Genomic DNA, 16,067 nt, shown 5'->3' with positions numbered 1-16,067 from the left:
CACGCCCAAACCGGGTGGGCGCGCCCCGACGGCACCGTCACCGACCTCGGCGCGAGCGGCTCGGCCGACGTCGGTCCCGGCGACGTACTCGTCATCGAAACCCCCGGTGGCGGCGGCTACGGCCGACCGTCGCCCGAACCCCATCAAGCAGGAGAAGAGACCGATGATCTTCGGGCGTTCTGAGCGCGGCAAGCCTCCGGTCGAGCCCGTCACGCTCAAGATCCTGGTGGCCGGCGGCTTCGGCGTGGGCAAGACGACCCTCGTCGGCGCGGTCAGCGAGATCAGGCCGCTGCGCACCGAGGAACTGCTCACCGAGGCCGGGCGTCCCGTCGACGACACCAGCGGCGTGGAGGGCAAGCACACCACCACGGTGGCCATGGACTTCGGCCGCATCACCCTGCGCGAGGACCTGGTGCTGTACCTCTTCGGCACGCCCGGACAGGAACGGTTCTGGTTCATGTGGGACGAGCTCTCCGAGGGAGCACTCGGCGCCGTCGTCCTCGCCGACACGCGCCGCCTGGAGGACTGCTTCGCCGCCGTCGACTACTTCGAGCGGCGTTCCATCCCCTTCCTCGTCGGGGTCAACTGTTTCGAGGGAGCCGCCCGTTACCCCGCCGACTCCGTCCGGCAGGCCCTCGACCTGGACGACGACGTGCCCGTCCTGCTGTGCGACGCCCGCGACCGGGAGTCGGTCAAGGAAGTGCTCATCGGCGTCGTCCAGCACGCGATGGAGTACGCGGCCGACCGCCGCCAGACCGTGCTCGGCTGACCGGCGGGTACGGCCCGTACCCCCGCCGACCGGGGTACGGGCCGTGGTCCTGTGCGGAGCACCCACGCGCGCGTGCGGCAGCTTCTACGACTCCGAGCCCCCGTCCTCCGCCAGCCAGCCGAAGCTCTTCTCCACGGCCCTGCGCCAGTTGCGGTACTCGCGGTCGCGGACCGGCGCCTCCATGGCGGGCGTCCACTCGGCGTCCTTCCGCCAGTGCGACTTCAGCTCGTCCAGGTCGTTCCACACCCCCGTGGCCAGCCCGGCCGCGTAGGCGGCGCCCAGACAGGTCGTCTCCGACACCCGCGGCCGGATCACCGGCACCCCGAGGACGTCCGCCTGGTGCTGCATGAGCAGGTTGTTCCTGGTCATGCCGCCGTCCACCTTCAAGGTGGTGATCCGCACCCCGGAGTCCTGGTGCATCGCGTCCACGACCTCGCGGGTCTGCCAGCTCGTCGCCTCCAGCACCGCGCGCGCGAGATGCGCCTTCGTGACGTACCGGGTGAGGCCGGTGACGACCCCGCGCGCGTCGGAGCGCCAGTACGGCGCGAACAGGCCCGAGAACGCCGGCACGATGTAGGCGCCGCCGTTGTCGTCGACGCTCGCGGCCAGCGTCTCGATCTCGTCGGCGCTCCGGATGATCCCGAGCTGATCGCGGAACCACTGGACCAGCGCGCCCGTTATCGCTATGGACCCCTCCAGGCAGTACACCGGCGCCTCCCCGCCGATCTTGTAGCCCACCGTCGTCAGCAGCCCGCTCTTGGACGGCACCGGCCGGTTGCCGGTGTTCAGCAGCAGGAAACTGCCGGTGCCGTAGGTGTTCTTCGCGGTGCCGACGTCGTAACAGGCCTGCCCGAACACGGCGGCCTGCTGGTCGCCCAGCGCGGAGGCCACGGGCACCCCGGACAGCTGCCCGACCGCGGTGTCGTACACCTCGGCGGAGGACCGGATCTCGGGGAGCACGGCCTCGGGCACGTTCATCGCGGACAGGACGGAGGGATCCCACTGGAGGGTGTCCAGGTTCATCAGCATGGTGCGGCCGGCGTTGGTGACGTCGGTGACGTGGCGACCGCCGTCGGTGCCGCCCGTGAGGTTCCAGATCAGCCAGGAGTCGATGGTTCCGAACGCGATCTCACCGCGTTCGGCCCGCTGCCGCAGACCGGGCACGTGGTCCAGCAGCCAGGCCGCCTTGGGCCCGGAGAAGTAGCTGGCCAGCGGCAGCCCGGTCCGCTCGCGGAAGCGGTCCTGGCCGTCCGTGCCGCCCAGTTCGCCGCACAGGCCTGCCGTACGGGTGTCCTGCCAGACGATCGCGTTGTGCACGGGCTTGCCGGTGGCGCGGTCCCACAGGACCGTGGTCTCCCGCTGGTTGGTGATGCCGAGGGCGCTCAGCTGGTCGGCGCGCAGCCCGGCCTTGGCGAGCGCCCCGGCCACCACGGCCTGCACCTTGGACCAGATCTCGGTGGCGTCGTGCTCCACCCAGCCGGGCTTGGGAAAGATCTGCCGGTGCTCGCGCTGGTCGACGGCGACGATCGCGCCGCTGTGGTCGAAGACGATGCAGCGGCTGGACGTGGTGCCCTGGTCGATGGCGGCGACATACGTGTCGGCGGTGTCCGTCATGGCTGCCCCTGGGTCGCTGGGTCGGATCGCTGGTCGAAGGGCCGTGCGGGGATCGGGAGCCGGGGGATCAGAAGGCCGCGTGGTAGAGCAGGCCGGCCAGTGCTCCGCCGATGAGCGGGCCGACGACCGGGATCCAGGCGTAACCCCAGTCGGAGCTCCCCTTGTTGGGGATCGGCAGGAAGGTGTGCACGAGGCGCGGGCCGAGGTCGCGGGCCGGGTTGATGGCGTAGCCGGTGGGGCCGCCGAGGGAGAGGCCGATGCCGACGACGAGCAGGGAGACGATCAGCACGGTGACCCCGGATTCGCCGAGCCCCTTGGTGAGGCCGAAGGCGAGGACCGGCAGGACGAGTGCGACGGTCGCGATGATCTCGGTGACGAGATTGGCGACCGGGTTCCGGATCTCCGGGATGGTGGAGAAGACACCGAGGGTCGGCACGGGTTCGCCGTCGGTGCCGTCGGTGCCGCCTTCCGTGCGGACGTTGGCCTGGAACTGGGCGAGGTACACCAGATACGCCAGCACGGCGCCGAGCATCGCGCCGACGATCTGTCCGAGCAGATAGACCCAGACCTTGCCCCACTTGCCGGTGTCCACGGCGATGCCGATGGTGACCGCCGGATTGAGCTGACCGCCCGAGAGGGGAGCGGCGGTGTACGCGCCCGCGAGCACGCCGAAGCCCCAGCCGAACGCGATGACGATCCAGCCCGAGGCCCGTGCCTTGGAGTGGCGGAGGGTGACGGCGGCGCAGACGCCCGCGCCGAACAGGATCAGGATCGCGGTGCCGATGACCTCGCCGACGAAAATGTCTCCGTTGCTCATGGCGGCTCCCTTGGCGCCGGTACGGGGCGATCGGCCCCGGCCCTGTCGTGCAGGACGGTTCCCTTGGCGACTTCAGCCGAAGGCAGGGAGGGCTCCGCGCCCCGCCTTGCGTCCGTGACGAGCGTGCCGTCGCAGCCGGATCGCCCTGGGAGGCCGGGCCGTGGAGCAGGACAGACCCGTACCGCAGTGCCTGATAACGGCGCGAATGTACGGCGATGTCGGCTGACACCGGGAAGTGTTCACCGGCGCCACGGGGGCGTCAAGGCTGCCGGCGACGACGGTGACACCGACCGTTCCCCCGGACCGAGCGCTACGGGTCCGGCGCAACGGACGCATACGGAGAAGCCGTTCACCACCGTGGCTCGGCGGCTGCGTATCCGGCCTGCGCCGGGGCCTGCCCGGGGCCGCCGCGCAGCACCTCGTGGCCCGGGGACCCGGCGCGCCCGAGCACCCAGCTCGCGCCGTCGAGCGCCTTGGCGGCCTTCTTCAGCGGAGCGAGCTGGGCGGCGGCCTGGTGGTGGTCGCCCACGCTGCCGGGGCCGCAGACGACGGTCGCCAGGGAGAGGGTCACCGGCCGCCCGCCCGCCGCCCAGGGGACGTCCAGCACGGCGGCCGCCAGCGGATCGAGCGCCTCCTCGTCGGCCAGCACCAAAAAGTCGTCACCGCCGATGTGCCCCACGCGCGCGTGGCCCGCGACCGCCTGCTGGAGGGCGCGGCCCACCGCGCGGATCAGCTCGTCACCGGCGGCGAACCCGGCACCGTCGTTGACCTGCTTGAAGTGATCGATGTCCAGCCAGCTGAGCGCGAAGGACCGCCCTTCGGAGATCCGCCGGTCCACCTCACCCACGATCGCGTCCGAACCGGGCAGCCGGGTCAGCGGGTTGAGCCCGGCGGCCTCCTCGACCCGGCTCTCGGCCAGCGCCCGCACCAGATCCGCCAGCCGTACGACCCCCACGCACCGGCCGTGTGCGTCGACCACCGCCACGTCGTCGGAGGTCCTGTCCCGGCCCCCGACCGCCACCACGTCCAGCACCTCCCAGGCCGTCGCGTCGACGCCGACCGTGCGGGGCGCGTCGCCCAGCTTGAACGCCGGCCGGTCGGCGTACAGGGCGTGTCCGTAGCGGCCCGACATCGACAGCAGGAAGCGCGAGCGGTGCACCGACCGGACGGGCCGGCCGGACGGGTCCACCAGGAGCACCCCCGAGACGTCCGGCGAACCGGTCAGCAGCGCCCGCACCTGCCCTGCCGAGGCGGACCGCGGCAGCAGGGCGGCGGGCCGCACGAACTCCCGCACCGACGGCCCGGAGCGGGGCGCGGCGACGGTGCCGTGAGCCAGCAGCGGAACGTACACGTCCGCCGCGGGGATCCGGGCCGGGGGCGCGAACAGCTCGCCCTGGGCCAGCTGCGCGCCGGCCGACATGGCCGCCGCGCACTGGAGTTCCGTCTCCACGCCCTCCACCGCGACCAGGGCGCCCAGTTCCTCGCACAGTGTCCGCATCGCCCGCACCGCGGCCGGCCGGGCCAGCAGCGAGGCGTCGAGCTTGACCAGGTCGGGGGAGAGGTCGGTGAGCAGCCTGAGGGGTACGTCGCCGTCGCCGATGCCGTCCGCGCTGATCCGGAAGCCCTGCTCGCGCAGCGAGGCCACCGCCTCCAGCAGGGCCCGCTGGGGCACGTGCGTGTAGGGCGGGACGATGTCGAGCGTCACCTCCCAGGCCAGCCGTCCCGCCGCGCGCACGGCGTCGTGCAGCGGTGTGAGACCGCCGAGGTCGGCGAGCGTGGCCGCGAACACGTTCAGGTGCAGCGGCAGCAGCGTCTCCTTGCGGGCCGCCGCCCGGAGCGCCAGCACGGCCAGCCTGGCGTCCAGTTCGGAATCCCGGCGGGCCTCGGCCAGGACGTCGCCGGTCTCCGGGCGGGCGAGTGTCTCCAGTGCGGCGACCGCGCCCGTCCTCAGGTTGACCACCGGCTGGAAGGCGAAGCGGAGAGTATCCGTCCAGGAGTGCACGGGAGCATGATGGCGCTGCCCGCGCCCGCCCAGGCCCAGTTCATGAGACGTTCACGCACGATTCCCGGGTGATCACTCAGCGTGGATGTCTTGCGCCCGTCTCGCGGCGTACGCGGCTCCGGCCCGGCTGCGCTCACCGCACGGCGACCACCGAGGAACCGTGTCCGAACAGCCCCTGGTTGGCGGTGATGCCCACCCGTGCCCCGGGGACCTGACGGTCGCCCGCCACGCCTCTCAACTGCCAGGTCAGCTCGCACACCTGGGCGATGGCCTGGGCCGGCACCGCCTCGCCGAAGGAGGCCAGCCCGCCGCTGGTGTTCACGGGTGTCCGGCCGCCCGGGGCGGTCGCGCCCTCCCGGAGCAGCTTGGCACCCTCGCCCTCGCCGCACAGTCCCAGATCCTCGTACCACTGCAACTCCAGTGCGGTGGACAGGTCGTACACCTCGGCCAGGGACAGGTCCTCGGGGCCGATGCCCGCCTCCTCGTAGGCGGCTGCGGCGATGGACGCGCGGAAGGTCTCCGTCGGGGGCGCCACCGCCACCGCGGAGTCCGTGGCGATGTCCGGCAGGTCCAGCACCGTGTTCGGGAAGCGGGGGGTGACCGTCGACACCGCCCGGATCCGCACCGGCCGGGCGGCGCCGTGCCGGTGTGCGAAGTCCAGGCTGGACAGCACCAGGGCGGCCCCGCCGTCGGACGTGGCGCAGATGTCCAGCAGCCGCAGCGGATCCGCGACCACCGCGGAGGCGGCCACCTCCTCGGCGGTGACCCGCTTGCGGTACCGGGCGTACGGGTTGAGCGCCCCCAGCGCGGCGTTCTTCACCTTGACCAGCGCGAAGTCCTCCAGGGTGTCCCCGTGCACCGCCATCCGCCGCCGCGCGTACAGCCCGAAGTACGCCGGATTCGTCGCGCCCAGCAGGCGGAAACGCAGCCAGTCCGGATCGTCGGGGCGGTCCCCGCCCGCGGGCCGGAAGAATCCCTTGGGCGCGGCGTCCGCACCGACCACGAGCACGACGTCCGCGAGACCGGCGAGTATCTGCGCCCGCGCCGCGGCGACGGCCTGGGCCCCGGACGCGCACGCCGCGTACACGCTGGTCACCGTGGCTCCCTGCCATCCCAGGGCCTTGGCGAACGTGGCCCCCGCGACATGCCCCGGATACCCGCCGCGCACCGTGTCCGCGCCCACGACGGAACCGACGTCCCGCCAGTCGAGGCCGGCGTCCGCGAGCGCTGCGCGGGCCGCCGCCGTCCCGTACTCCACGAAGCCGCGGCCCCACTTGCCCCATGGGTGCATGCCCGCGCCGAGCACCGCCACGTCCTTCGTCATGCCGCCACCCCCGTCGGCCGCCAGTGCCAGATCGTCCAGGCCGTCTCCGTGTCCTCGTCCTCGTGGAGCACCCCGGGCACGGCCTGCATCTCCATGCCCACCGTCAGATCGGCGACGGTGAGCCCGGGAGCCGCCTGCCCCAGCACCACGATCCGCTCGGCCTCCAGCTCCACAGCGATCAACGCGTACGGTTCCCACGGAAGTTCCGGATTGCTCACATAGGGTGACGGCGGGCGGTACCGGGCGTCCGTGTACGACCAGATCCGCCCCCTACCCGACAAGGGGATCTCCTCCAGGGCGCCGCCCGGGCAGTACGGATTGCGGCAGTGGACGTCCTCGCGCGGGAAGAAGACCGTGGCGCACGCCGTGCAGCGGGTGCCCAGCAGCCGGAAGCCGTCACCCACACCGGTGAACCAGCCGACGATCGCGGGCTTGTGTGTGTACGCCAAGATCCCTCCCGGGCAAGCAAGCTGACGGATCGTCAGGAGTGTGCCACGGGCCACCGGAAATGGGCAGGCCGTTTCTGTGAACCGAACGGCCCCGAACGGCGTCGTGGTACAGGAGGGGTGGCCGGGACCGACGGGGGTGATTCCGGCCGCCCCTTCCTGATCCGTCCGTTTCCTGACGGGTCACTGCCGGAACACGTCCCTCCTCTGATCGGATACAGTCCGCGCGTGTCCGAAACTCAGCACCCAACTGCCAATTCCGCGCCGGACTCCCACTGTTCGAGCTGCGGAGCGCCCTATGGAGAGGGCGTTTCCGGATGGCCGCGCACCTGTCCGTCCTGTGGGACCGTCGCCTACCGCAACCCGCTGCCGGTCGCGATCGCGCTCCAGCCCGTGTACGACACCCAGGGCACGGCCCTGGTCGTCATCACCCGGACCGTCGCCCCCGCGCGCGGAGGCACCGCCCTGCCCGGCGGTTACATCGACGACCGCGAGGACTGGAAACAGGCCGTCGTACGCGAGCTCAAGGAAGAGACCGGCATCGACGCGGCCGCCCGCGACGTGCGGCTGGTGGACGCCATGAGCTCACCCGACGGGCACCTGCTGCTGTTCGGGCTGCTGCCGGAACGCCCGGCCGACGGCCTGCCGTCCTCCGCGCCCACGGACGAGACCGAGGGCTGGCGACTGCTGCGCAGGCCCGAGGAACTCGCCTTCTCGCTGCACACCGTGGCCGTCAAGGCGTGGTTCGAGGGCCGCTACGTGTGAACCCGGCGGTTCAGCCCAGCCCCCGCACGCGCACCGGGTAGGGCGGCTCGGCCACGCCGTCCTCCCGGTCCCGGGTGACCACCACCCGGCCGCCCTGCCGACGGGCGACGTAGCGTTCGATCTCCGGCTCCTCCCAGCCGTCGCCCGCGTCCGGCACCACCAGGCCGCCACCGGTGCGCCCGCGCGCGGGCGCCCACACCTCCAGCTCCAGGCCGCCGTCGGCCCCCCGCACCGGGATCACCGCTCCCGCGCGCGCGAGCACCGGTATCCGGGACAGGGGAGCGTCCAGCAGAACCTGGCCCGGCCCCTCGTAGACCTCCTCCGTCACCGTGTCGTACCAGCGGCCCCGCGGCAGACGCACCGCGCGCCGCTCGGCACCCGGATCCAGCACCGGGGCCACCAGGAGCCCGTCGCCCAGCAGAAACGCGTCCTCACAGTCGCGCAGCGCCCGGTCCTCCGGCGCCCCCCACCACAGCGGCCGGACGTAGGGCGCACCGGTCCGCCGCGCCAGATGCGCCAGCGTCAGGAAGTACGGCAGCAGCCGCCGGCGTTCCAGCAGCGCCCCGCGCGCGTGCTCCAGTACCTCGGTACCGAACTCCCAGGGCTCCCTGCGCCCCGCCCGCAGACCCGCGTGGGTGCGGAACAGCGGCAGGTACGCGCCCAGCTGGAACCACCGCAGATACAGCTCCGGCGACGGACTGCCGTCGAAACCGCCCACATCCGGGCCCGAGTACGGCACCCCGCACAGTCCGAGCCCCAGCACCAGCGACAGCGACGCCCGCAGCCCGGGCCAGCCCGTCGCCACGTCCCCCGACCACGTGCCGCCGTACCGCTGCAGCCCCGCCCAGCCCGAGCGGGAGAACAGGAAGGGCCGCTCCCGGGGCGCCAGCTCACGCAGCCCCTCGTAGGCGGCCCGTGCCATGCACAGCGCATACACGTTGTGCGCCTGGCGGTGGTCGCCGCCGCGCCCGTCCAGGTCGTGCCGCGCCGAACGCGGCAGCGTCGGCTCGCCGAAGGCGCTGAACGACGTCGGCTCGTTCATGTCGTGCCAGAACCCCGCGAAGCCCTGCTCCAGCCGCTCCTCGTACAGCCCGCCCCACCACGCACGCACGCGCGCGTGCGTGAAGTCCGGGAACACCGAAGCGCCGGCCCACCCGACCCCCTCCACCGCGCGGCCCTGCCCGTCCCGCACGAACGCGTCCACGGCCGCACCGCTCTCGTACACGGCGCCGCCCGGTTCCGCCCGCACCGCCGGGTCGACGATCGACACCAGCCGGATCCCGTCCCGGCGCAGCTCCTCCGCCAGCACCGGCAGCTTCGGGAAGCGCTCCTGGTCGACCGTGAACACCCGGTGGTCGTCGTAGTGGTCGATGTCGAGGTGCACGGCGTCCAGCGGCAGCCCGCGCTCCTGGTAGCCCGCGACGATCCGGCGCACCTCCTGCTCGCTGCCGAAGCCCCACCTCGCGTGATGATGGCCGAGCGCCCACGCGGGCGGCAGCGCGGGCGCCCCGGTCAGCGCGGCCCACGTGAGCAGCACGCGCGCGGGAGTCCCCACCATCACCCAGCAGCGCAGCGGACCGCCGTCCATCCGCACCTCGCAGCTGCCCGCCCGGTCGTGCCCGGACCCGGCACCCTCCTCGCCCTCCCGCAGGACGACCGTGCCGTCCCAGGTGGTGTCGTGGAACATCAGATGCGTGCCGGCATCCGCCACCACCAGCTGCACCGGCATCGTCAGATACAGCGGATCCTCGCCGGGGCCGAACGCACGGCCGGGGTCGGTGTTCCACAGCCGGTATCCGCCGTTCCGCAGCCGGGGACCGGACGCCCGCCCGCCCAGACCGAAGAACCGGGCGTCCGCCGGCACCTCCGACCGCTGCATCCACCGCGCCACGCCCCCGCCGACCGGCTCCCACCAGCGCGGCGGAAGCTCCCGCCGCAGCGTCACCCCGCCCGGCGTGCACACCTCGACCGCGCCGTGCCGTGACACCACGACCGTCACGCGCTCCGCCACCACCCGCCAGCCGCCCTCCTTGTCCGGCTCCAGCACCGCCCGCGGATCCGGCTCCGGACCGTTCCCCACGAGCGCGTACGACGGCTGCGGACCCGCCCCGTCCCACCCCCAGAAGACCGCCCCGTTCGCCGCCACGACGATCCGCAGCTCGGAACGGCCGAACCGGATCAGACCGCCCCCGGGACCCGGCTCCACGCCCTGCACCTGCCCCGGCACCCGGGCCCGCTCCGGCCCCCGCCGCGGCAGCCCGGCGGCGTCGATACGCCTCCTGCGCCACGCCGCCCGCACGGTACGCAACCCCCGAGCCGCCCGCCCCGAACCGACCACACTCACCGAACGCACCAGGTCACGACCGTCCATGCTGCTCACCCTGCCATTGAGTGCCCCACGCGCGCGTCTCGTTCAACTGCCGTTCACCCGTGCCCGCGCCACATCTTCATGAGATGGACTATGTGGGGCGCACCCTGGTGTAGAAGTCGATCACATGGCATCGTCCCTGTCAGCCGCGTCACGCGCACACCCCAGCCCGTGCGCGGACCGACGCACACGACGCGCACAGCCCGGGAGCCGCCCCAATGTCGACCGCGAACCCCCAGCCGCTCTGGCAGCCCGATCCCCAGCGGATCGCCCAGGCCCGCATCACCCGGTTCCAGGCATGGGCCGCCGAACACCACGGCGCCCCGGCCGAGGGCGGATACCCGGCCCTGCACCGGTGGTCCGTCGACGAGCTGGAGACCTTCTGGAAAGCCGCCACCGAGTGGTTCGACGTGCGGTTCTCGACGCCCTACGCGCGCGTGCTCGGCGACCGCGCCATGCCCGGCGCCCAGTGGTTCCCCGGAGCCACCCTCAACTACGCCGAACACGCCCTGCGCGCCGCGGCCGACCGCGCGGACGAACCCGCCCTCCTCCACGTGGACGAGACGCACGAACCGCGCCCGGTGACCTGGTCCGAACTGCGCCGCCAGGTGGGCTCCCTCGCCGCCGAGCTGCGCGCCCTCGGCGTACGCCCGGGCGACCGCGTCAGCGGCTACCTCCCGAACATCCCCCAGGCCGTCGTCGCCCTCCTGGCCACGGCCGCCGTGGGCGCCGTCTGGACCTCGTGCGCCCCCGACTTCGGCGCCCGCAGCGTCCTCGACCGCTTCCAGCAGGTCGAACCCGTCGCCCTGTTCACCGTCGACGGCTACCGCTACGGCGGCAAGGAGCACGACCGCCGCGAGACCGTCGCCGAACTGCGCCGCGAGCTCCCCACCCTGCGCGCCGTCGTCCACATCCCCCTGCTGGGCACCGAGGCCCCCGAGGGCGCCCTGGAGTGGTCGGCGCTGACGGCGGGGGACGCCGAGCCGGTCTTCGAACAGGTCCCGTTCGACCACCCGCTGTGGGTGCTGTACTCCTCCGGTACGACCGGCCTGCCCAAGGCCATCGTGCAGTCGCAGGGCGGCATCCTGGTCGAACACCTCAAGCAGCTCGGCCTGCACTGCGACCTCGGCCCCGAGGACCGGTTCTTCTGGTACACCTCGACCGGCTGGATGATGTGGAACTTCCTCGTCTCCGGCCTGCTCACGGGCACCACGATCGTCCTGTACGACGGCAGCCCCGGCTACCCGGACACCGGAGCCCAGTGGCGGGTCGCCGAACGCACCGGAGCCACCTTCTACGGCACCTCCGCCGCCTACGTCATGGCCTGCCACAAGGCCGGCGTCCACCCCGCCCGCGACTACGACCTGTCCACGGTGAAGTGCGTCGCCACCACCGGCTCCCCGCTGCCGCCCGACGGCTTCCGCTGGCTGCACGACGAGGTCCGCGACGACCTGTGGATCGCCTCCGTCAGCGGCGGCACGGACGTCTGCTCCTGCTTCGCCGGCGCCGTACCCACCCTGCCGGTGTACACCGGCGAGCTCCAGGCCCCCGGCCTCGGCACCGACCTGCAGTCCTGGGACCCGAGCGGCGAACCCCTCGTCGACGAGGTCGGCGAGCTGGTCGTCACCAACCCCATGCCGTCCATGCCGATCCACTTCTGGAACGACCCCGACGGCCGCCGCTACCACGACAGCTACTTCGACACCTATCCCGGCGTCTGGCGCCACGGCGACTGGATCACCGTCACCTCACGGGGCACGGTGATCATCCACGGGCGCTCCGACTCCACCCTCAACCGGCAGGGCGTCCGCATGGGCTCCGCCGACATCTACGAGGTCGTCGAGCGCCTGCCCGAGATCAAGGAATCCCTCGTCATCGGCATCGAACAGCCGGACGGCGGCTACTGGATGCCGCTGTTCGTGCACCTGGCGCCCGGCGCCGCCCTGGACGAGGCGCTCCTGGACCGCATCAAGCAGTCCATCCGCGAACACCTCTCACCGCGCCACATCCCCGACGAGATCATCGAGGTGCCCGGCATCCCGCACACCCTCACCGGCAAGCGCATCGAGGTACCGGTCAAGCGCCTGCTGCAGGGCACCCCCCTGGAAAAGGCCGTCAACCCCGGCTCCATCGACAACCTCGCCCTGCTCGGTTTCTACGAGGAACTCGCCCGCAAGCGCGCCTGAACCAAGCGGATCATCACCCTCCGCACCCGCCTCCCCGAGGTGCCGCACCTGCGGTGACCTGCGCAAATGCTCGCGCCACCCGGTCCACGACCACCGGCGGCACTGCCGTTGTCAGTGCTGCCGGTTACGGTGGGTGAGCATTGATCGACTGCGCATTGGGGGAATCATGGCGCACACCGACCACCAGACCATGCGACGCGTCCTGCGCCGCGAGATCGCCGGCACCGTCGGCGTCCTCACCGACGACCACGACTTCCGCGCCATGCGGCGCTACCGCAGCTTCACCTTCGACGACCACACGACCTACCTCAGGCAACTGGAGGCCGTGCTCAAGGCCCGCGCCGCCCAGGGCACCCACACCACACTCGCCCTGTTCGACCCCGAGGACTACGCCGCCTACTGCGCCGACACCGGCCTCGACCCCGACGAGCCGACCAGCCGCAGCCGGTTCACCGCGGAACTCGCGGCCACCGGCCCCACCATCCCCTACGACGGCCGCCCGCTCGCCGCCCTCCTGCCCGCCCTCGTCGACGAAGCCGTCCGCCAGGCCACCTGGGAGTACGCCACCACACTCCTGACCCGCCTCGGCCCCTGCCCGACCTGCGGAGAGGACATCGGCCGGGCCGCCTTCACCCGCGCCTCCGAGCTCCTGGTCCGCATCCTCGACACCGCACCGCCCGGCGACCGCCACCTCGTCTGCACCGTCTCCGGAGCACCGGAAACCCTCGTCTCCGTCCTGCACGGCGACCAGGACCCCCACGGCGCGACCCGCCTGGACGAGGCCGAGGCCCTGGAATTCACCAGCGTCCTCGCCCTCGGCCTCGCGACCCGCAGCCCCGGCGGACTCGTCCTGCGCACCAGCGCCACCGGCACGGCCGACCGCGTCTACGGCTGGCGACTGCGCGGCGGCGCCCTCGAACCGCTGACGGCCTCCGAGGTGTTCGACGCCTACTGCACCGACGTCGAAACCGGCGACCTCATCCCGCCCGAGTCCGGCGTCGACTACCGCGAGCCCCCCGCCCTCGGAGAGGAGAACACGGCACGGGACCACCGCCACTGACGGCCGGGCGGGCCACGAAAACGCCAGGGGCGTCCCGCCCGAAGGCAGGACGCCCCTGAACCCGGCAACAGCCCGGGCGCCGCTACGGCCTACTCGCCGGACAGCACCGCCTGCGCCGCACTGCGCGCCTCCTCGGCACTGTCCGCGGCACGCGCCGCGGCCGCGGCCCGCTCGCACTGCGCCAGCGTGTACTTCGCCAGAGTGGCGCGCACATACGGAATCGACGCCGAACCCATGGACAGGGAGGTGACACCCAGACCGGTCAGCACACAGGCCAGCAGCGGATCGGACGCGGCCTCGCCGCACACCCCGCAGCTCTTGCCCTCGGCCCTGGCCGCCTCGGCGGACAGCGCCACCAGGTCCAGCAGCGCCGGCTGCCACGGGTCCTGCAGGCGCGACACCGCACCCACCTGCCGGTCGGCCGCGAACGTGTACTGCGCGAGGTCGTTGGTCCCCAGCGACAGGAACTCGACCTCCTGCAGGATCGAACGCGCCCGCAGTGCGGCCGACGGGATCTCGACCATGGCACCGAACTTCGCCTGGAGCCCCGCCTCGCGGCAGGCGTCCGCGAAGGCCTTTGCGTCCCTGCGGTCCGCCACCATCGGCGCCATGACCTCGAGGTAGACGGGCAGCCCCTCGGCGGCCTTCGCCAGCGCCGTCAGCTGTGTGCGCAGAACCTCGGGGTGGTCGAGCAGCGTCCGCAGCCCCCGCACGCCCAGCGCGGGGTTCGGCTCGTCAGCCGGCGTCAGGAAGTCCAGCGGCTTGTCCGCACCCGCGTCCAGCACACGCACGACCACACGGCCCTCGGGGAACGCCTCCAGCACCTGCCGGTAGGCCTCCACCTGCTTCTCCTCGGAAGGAGCGTTCTTGCTGTCGTCCAGGAACAGGAACTCGGTACGGAACAGACCGACACCCTCGGCCCCGGCCTCCACGGCCGCCGGCACGTCCGCCGGCCCGCCCACGTTGGCCAGCAGCGGCACCTTGTGCCCGTCCGCGGTCGCACCCGGGCCGGTCGAAGCGGCCAGCGCGGCCTTGCGCTCGGCAGCCGCGGCCTCCAGCTCCGCCTTCTTCTCCTCGGTGGGGTTCACGAACACATCGCCGGTGCTGCCGTCCACCGCGATCACCGTGCCCTCGGCCAGCTCACCGGCACCGGGCAGAGCCACCACGGCGGGCACACCGAGCGCCCGCGCCAGGATCGCGCTGTGACTGGTCGGGCCGCCCTCCTCGGTCACGAAACCAAGCACCAGGGACGGGTCCAGCAGCGCCGTGTCGGCCGGAGCCAGGTCCCGGGCCACGAGCACATAGGGCTCGTCGCTGTCCGGCACACCCGGCATCGGAACGCCCAGCAGCCGGGCGACGATACGATTCCGCACGTCGTCGAGGTCGGCCACGCGCCCGGCGAGGTACTCGCCGGCACCGGCCAGCAGCTCCCGGTACGCCGCGAAGGCGTCGTACACCGCACGCTCGGCGGTGCTGCCGACGGCGATCCGCCGGTCCACGTCCGCCATCAGCTCCGGGTCCTGGGCCATCATGGCCTGCGCTTCCAGCACGGCCTGGGCCTCGCCCCCCGCCAGGTTGCCGCGCGCCATCAGGTCGGCGGCAACGGCGTCCACAGCCTGGCGGGCACGCCCCTGCTCCCGCTCCGCGTCCTCTGCGGGGATCTGCTTCGCAGGCGGCTCCAGCACCGCCGTACCCATGTGCCGAACCTCGCCGATCGCCACGCCATGGCTCACGCCGACGCCTCGCAGCGTTGTCTCCATCTCACCGTCTCCGATAATGCGGCGGGTCCCGCCGCCGCGATGGTTGTCCCGTTCACCGTCTTACGACGGCAGTGCTGTCAGTTCCAGGAGAAGAGGCTGTCGCCGGCCTTCACGTCACCGCTGTCACGGAGATCGGTGAGGGACTCGGCGGTGGCTTCGAGCGCGACGACCGGGCACACCGGGGACTTGCCGGCCGCCTCCACGGCGGCGGGGTTCCAGCGCACGACGGCCTGGCCGCGGGTTACGGTGTCGCCCTTGTTGACGAGCAGCTCGAAGCCCTCGCCGTTGAGCTGAACCGTGTCGATACCGAGGTGGGTGAGCACACCGTGGCCACTCTCGTCGACGACGACGAACGCGTGCGGGTGCAGGGAGACGATGACGCCGTCCACGGGCGCCACCGCCTCGGAGGCCTCACGCGCGGGGTCGATCGCGGTGCCCGGGCCGACCATGGCCCCGGAGAAGACCGGATCCGGCACTGCGGCCAGTCCGATGGCACGCCCGGCAAGAGGGGACGTCACGGTGGTCATGGGAAGCCTCCCAAGGAGTGGAGCTGTTCACGGGCCGTCACTGGCAGTCCCGGACGGCGCCCTGAGCAGCAGCGTATGTCATGTGAACTGGCGGTTCCGTATGGAAGCTACCAGCTAGTGGTCTAGACCACCAGCCCGAGGGATTTGCACCGTCTTCAAGGCTCCGTGTACAGTCGTACTCCTGCTGGGGGTGACGAGGCGTGCAACAGCGCCGTTGCTCCGGCAGCACCCAAACTTGTCAGATCCTATCTCTGGATCTCCTTCTGCATGCTCGCAGGTGGTGGTCAGAGAGACGGAAAAACACTGATAGAGTCGGGACCGCCGGAAAGGGAATCGCGAGAGCGGGAACCTGGAAAGCACCGAGGAAATCGGATCGAGTGAAGATCTGATAGAGTCGGAAACGCAAGACCGAAGGGAAGCGCCCGGAGG

13 protein-coding genes are annotated in these 16,067 nt (G+C 72.3%); 5 read left to right on the top strand and 8 right to left on the bottom strand.

Going from position 1 to position 16,067, the window contains the following annotated elements; genetic code table 11:
* Positions 1-183, top strand: a 183-nt coding sequence (locus ABZ923_RS38080) for a hydantoinase B/oxoprolinase family protein (RefSeq protein WP_361481896.1), incomplete at its 5' end; no start/stop codon positions are given.
* Positions 164-769 carry an ATP/GTP-binding protein gene (locus ABZ923_RS38075; protein WP_361481893.1) on the top strand — a complete coding sequence of 202 codons (606 nt, stop codon included), beginning with the start codon at positions 164-166 and terminating at the stop codon, positions 767-769. The genes ABZ923_RS38080 and ABZ923_RS38075, both read left to right, overlap by 20 nt.
* An 84-nt stretch (positions 770-853) precedes the next feature.
* On the opposite strand, the gene glpK is transcribed toward ABZ923_RS38075, so the two are convergent.
* The 5 genes from glpK to ABZ923_RS38050 form a co-directional block, all read right to left on the bottom strand.
* A complete protein-coding gene (glpK, locus tag ABZ923_RS38070) occupies positions 854-2,383 on the bottom strand; it encodes a glycerol kinase GlpK (RefSeq protein ID WP_361481891.1) in 1,530 nt (509 codons plus the stop codon).
* A 67-nt stretch (positions 2,384-2,450) separates the two neighbouring features.
* The gene (locus tag ABZ923_RS38065; protein WP_361481888.1) at positions 2,451-3,200 is read right to left on the bottom strand and encodes an MIP/aquaporin family protein; all 750 of its coding nucleotides are present in this window, start codon (positions 3,198-3,200) and stop codon (positions 2,451-2,453) included.
* Between the two features lie 349 nt (positions 3,201-3,549).
* On the bottom strand, positions 3,550-5,202 hold the full coding sequence (locus ABZ923_RS38060) for a GGDEF domain-containing protein (RefSeq protein WP_361481885.1): 1,653 nt from the start codon (positions 5,200-5,202) through the stop codon (positions 3,550-3,552).
* A 133-nt stretch (positions 5,203-5,335) separates the two neighbouring features.
* Positions 5,336-6,526: a lipid-transfer protein gene (locus ABZ923_RS38055; protein WP_361481882.1), complete on the bottom strand. Its 1,191-nt coding sequence runs from the start codon at positions 6,524-6,526 to the stop codon at positions 5,336-5,338.
* Entirely contained in the window at positions 6,523-6,975 is a 453-nt protein-coding gene (locus ABZ923_RS38050) for a zinc ribbon domain-containing protein (protein ID WP_361481879.1), read from the bottom strand. Before ABZ923_RS38050 ends, ABZ923_RS38055 begins: the two co-directional genes overlap by 4 nt.
* 225 nt (positions 6,976-7,200) lie before the next feature.
* Between ABZ923_RS38050 and ABZ923_RS38045 the strand changes: the two genes are divergently transcribed.
* The gene (locus ABZ923_RS38045) at positions 7,201-7,737 is read left to right on the top strand and encodes an NUDIX domain-containing protein (RefSeq protein WP_361481876.1); all 537 of its coding nucleotides are present in this window, start codon (positions 7,201-7,203) and stop codon (positions 7,735-7,737) included.
* Between the two features lie 10 nt (positions 7,738-7,747).
* On the opposite strand, the gene ABZ923_RS38040 is transcribed toward ABZ923_RS38045, so the two are convergent.
* Positions 7,748-10,108, bottom strand: coding sequence for a glycoside hydrolase family 31 protein (locus ABZ923_RS38040; protein ID WP_361481873.1), 2,361 nt, complete (start codon positions 10,106-10,108; stop codon positions 7,748-7,750).
* 215 nt (positions 10,109-10,323) lie between these two features.
* On the opposite strand from ABZ923_RS38040, the gene ABZ923_RS38035 reads away from it, so the two are divergent.
* Together ABZ923_RS38035 and ABZ923_RS38030 are read left to right on the top strand one after the other, a co-directional pair.
* Complete coding sequence (locus ABZ923_RS38035; protein WP_361481870.1) at positions 10,324-12,291, top strand: acetoacetate--CoA ligase; 1,968 nt, start codon at positions 10,324-10,326, stop codon at positions 12,289-12,291.
* 166 nt (positions 12,292-12,457) lie between these two features.
* On the top strand, positions 12,458-13,351 hold the full coding sequence (locus ABZ923_RS38030) for a hypothetical protein (protein WP_361481867.1): 894 nt from the start codon (positions 12,458-12,460) through the stop codon (positions 13,349-13,351).
* An 89-nt stretch (positions 13,352-13,440) separates the two neighbouring features.
* Here the strand turns inward: ABZ923_RS38030 and ptsP are convergent, their stop codons facing one another.
* Positions 13,441-15,111: a phosphoenolpyruvate--protein phosphotransferase gene (ptsP, locus tag ABZ923_RS38025; protein WP_361481864.1), complete on the bottom strand. Its 1,671-nt coding sequence runs from the start codon at positions 15,109-15,111 to the stop codon at positions 13,441-13,443.
* A 77-nt stretch (positions 15,112-15,188) separates the two neighbouring features.
* Positions 15,189-15,638 carry a PTS glucose transporter subunit IIA gene (locus tag ABZ923_RS38020; RefSeq protein ID WP_361481861.1) on the bottom strand — a complete coding sequence of 150 codons (450 nt, stop codon included), beginning with the start codon at positions 15,636-15,638 and terminating at the stop codon, positions 15,189-15,191.
* Positions 15,639-16,067: the final 429 nt, after the last annotated feature.

This window comes from Streptomyces sp. NPDC046881 (assembly GCF_040645015.1).
In the GTDB taxonomy this organism is placed as follows: domain Bacteria; phylum Actinomycetota; class Actinomycetes; order Streptomycetales; family Streptomycetaceae; genus Streptomyces.
This window is presented reverse-complemented; position numbering and strand designations above follow the sequence as displayed.

Bases quoted from the DNA above. Each gene is read 5' to 3' on its own strand.
- ABZ923_RS38075 (WP_361481893.1), top strand. From the start codon at position 164: ATGATCTTCGGGCGTTCTGAGCGCGGCAAGCCTCCGGTCGAGCCCGTC.
- glpK (WP_361481891.1), bottom strand. From the start codon at position 2,383: ATGACGGACACCGCCGACACGTATGTCGCCGCCATCGACCAGGGCACC.
- ABZ923_RS38065 (WP_361481888.1), bottom strand. From the start codon at position 3,200: ATGAGCAACGGAGACATTTTCGTCGGCGAGGTCATCGGCACCGCGATC.
- ABZ923_RS38055 (WP_361481882.1), bottom strand. From the start codon at position 6,526: ATGACGAAGGACGTGGCGGTGCTCGGCGCGGGCATGCACCCATGGGGC.
- ABZ923_RS38040 (WP_361481873.1), bottom strand. From the start codon at position 10,108: ATGGACGGTCGTGACCTGGTGCGTTCGGTGAGTGTGGTCGGTTCGGGG.
- ABZ923_RS38035 (WP_361481870.1), top strand. From the start codon at position 10,324: ATGTCGACCGCGAACCCCCAGCCGCTCTGGCAGCCCGATCCCCAGCGG.
- ABZ923_RS38030 (WP_361481867.1), top strand. From the start codon at position 12,458: ATGGCGCACACCGACCACCAGACCATGCGACGCGTCCTGCGCCGCGAG.
- ptsP (WP_361481864.1), bottom strand. From the start codon at position 15,111: ATGGAGACAACGCTGCGAGGCGTCGGCGTGAGCCATGGCGTGGCGATC.
- ABZ923_RS38020 (WP_361481861.1), bottom strand. From the start codon at position 15,638: ATGACCACCGTGACGTCCCCTCTTGCCGGGCGTGCCATCGGACTGGCC.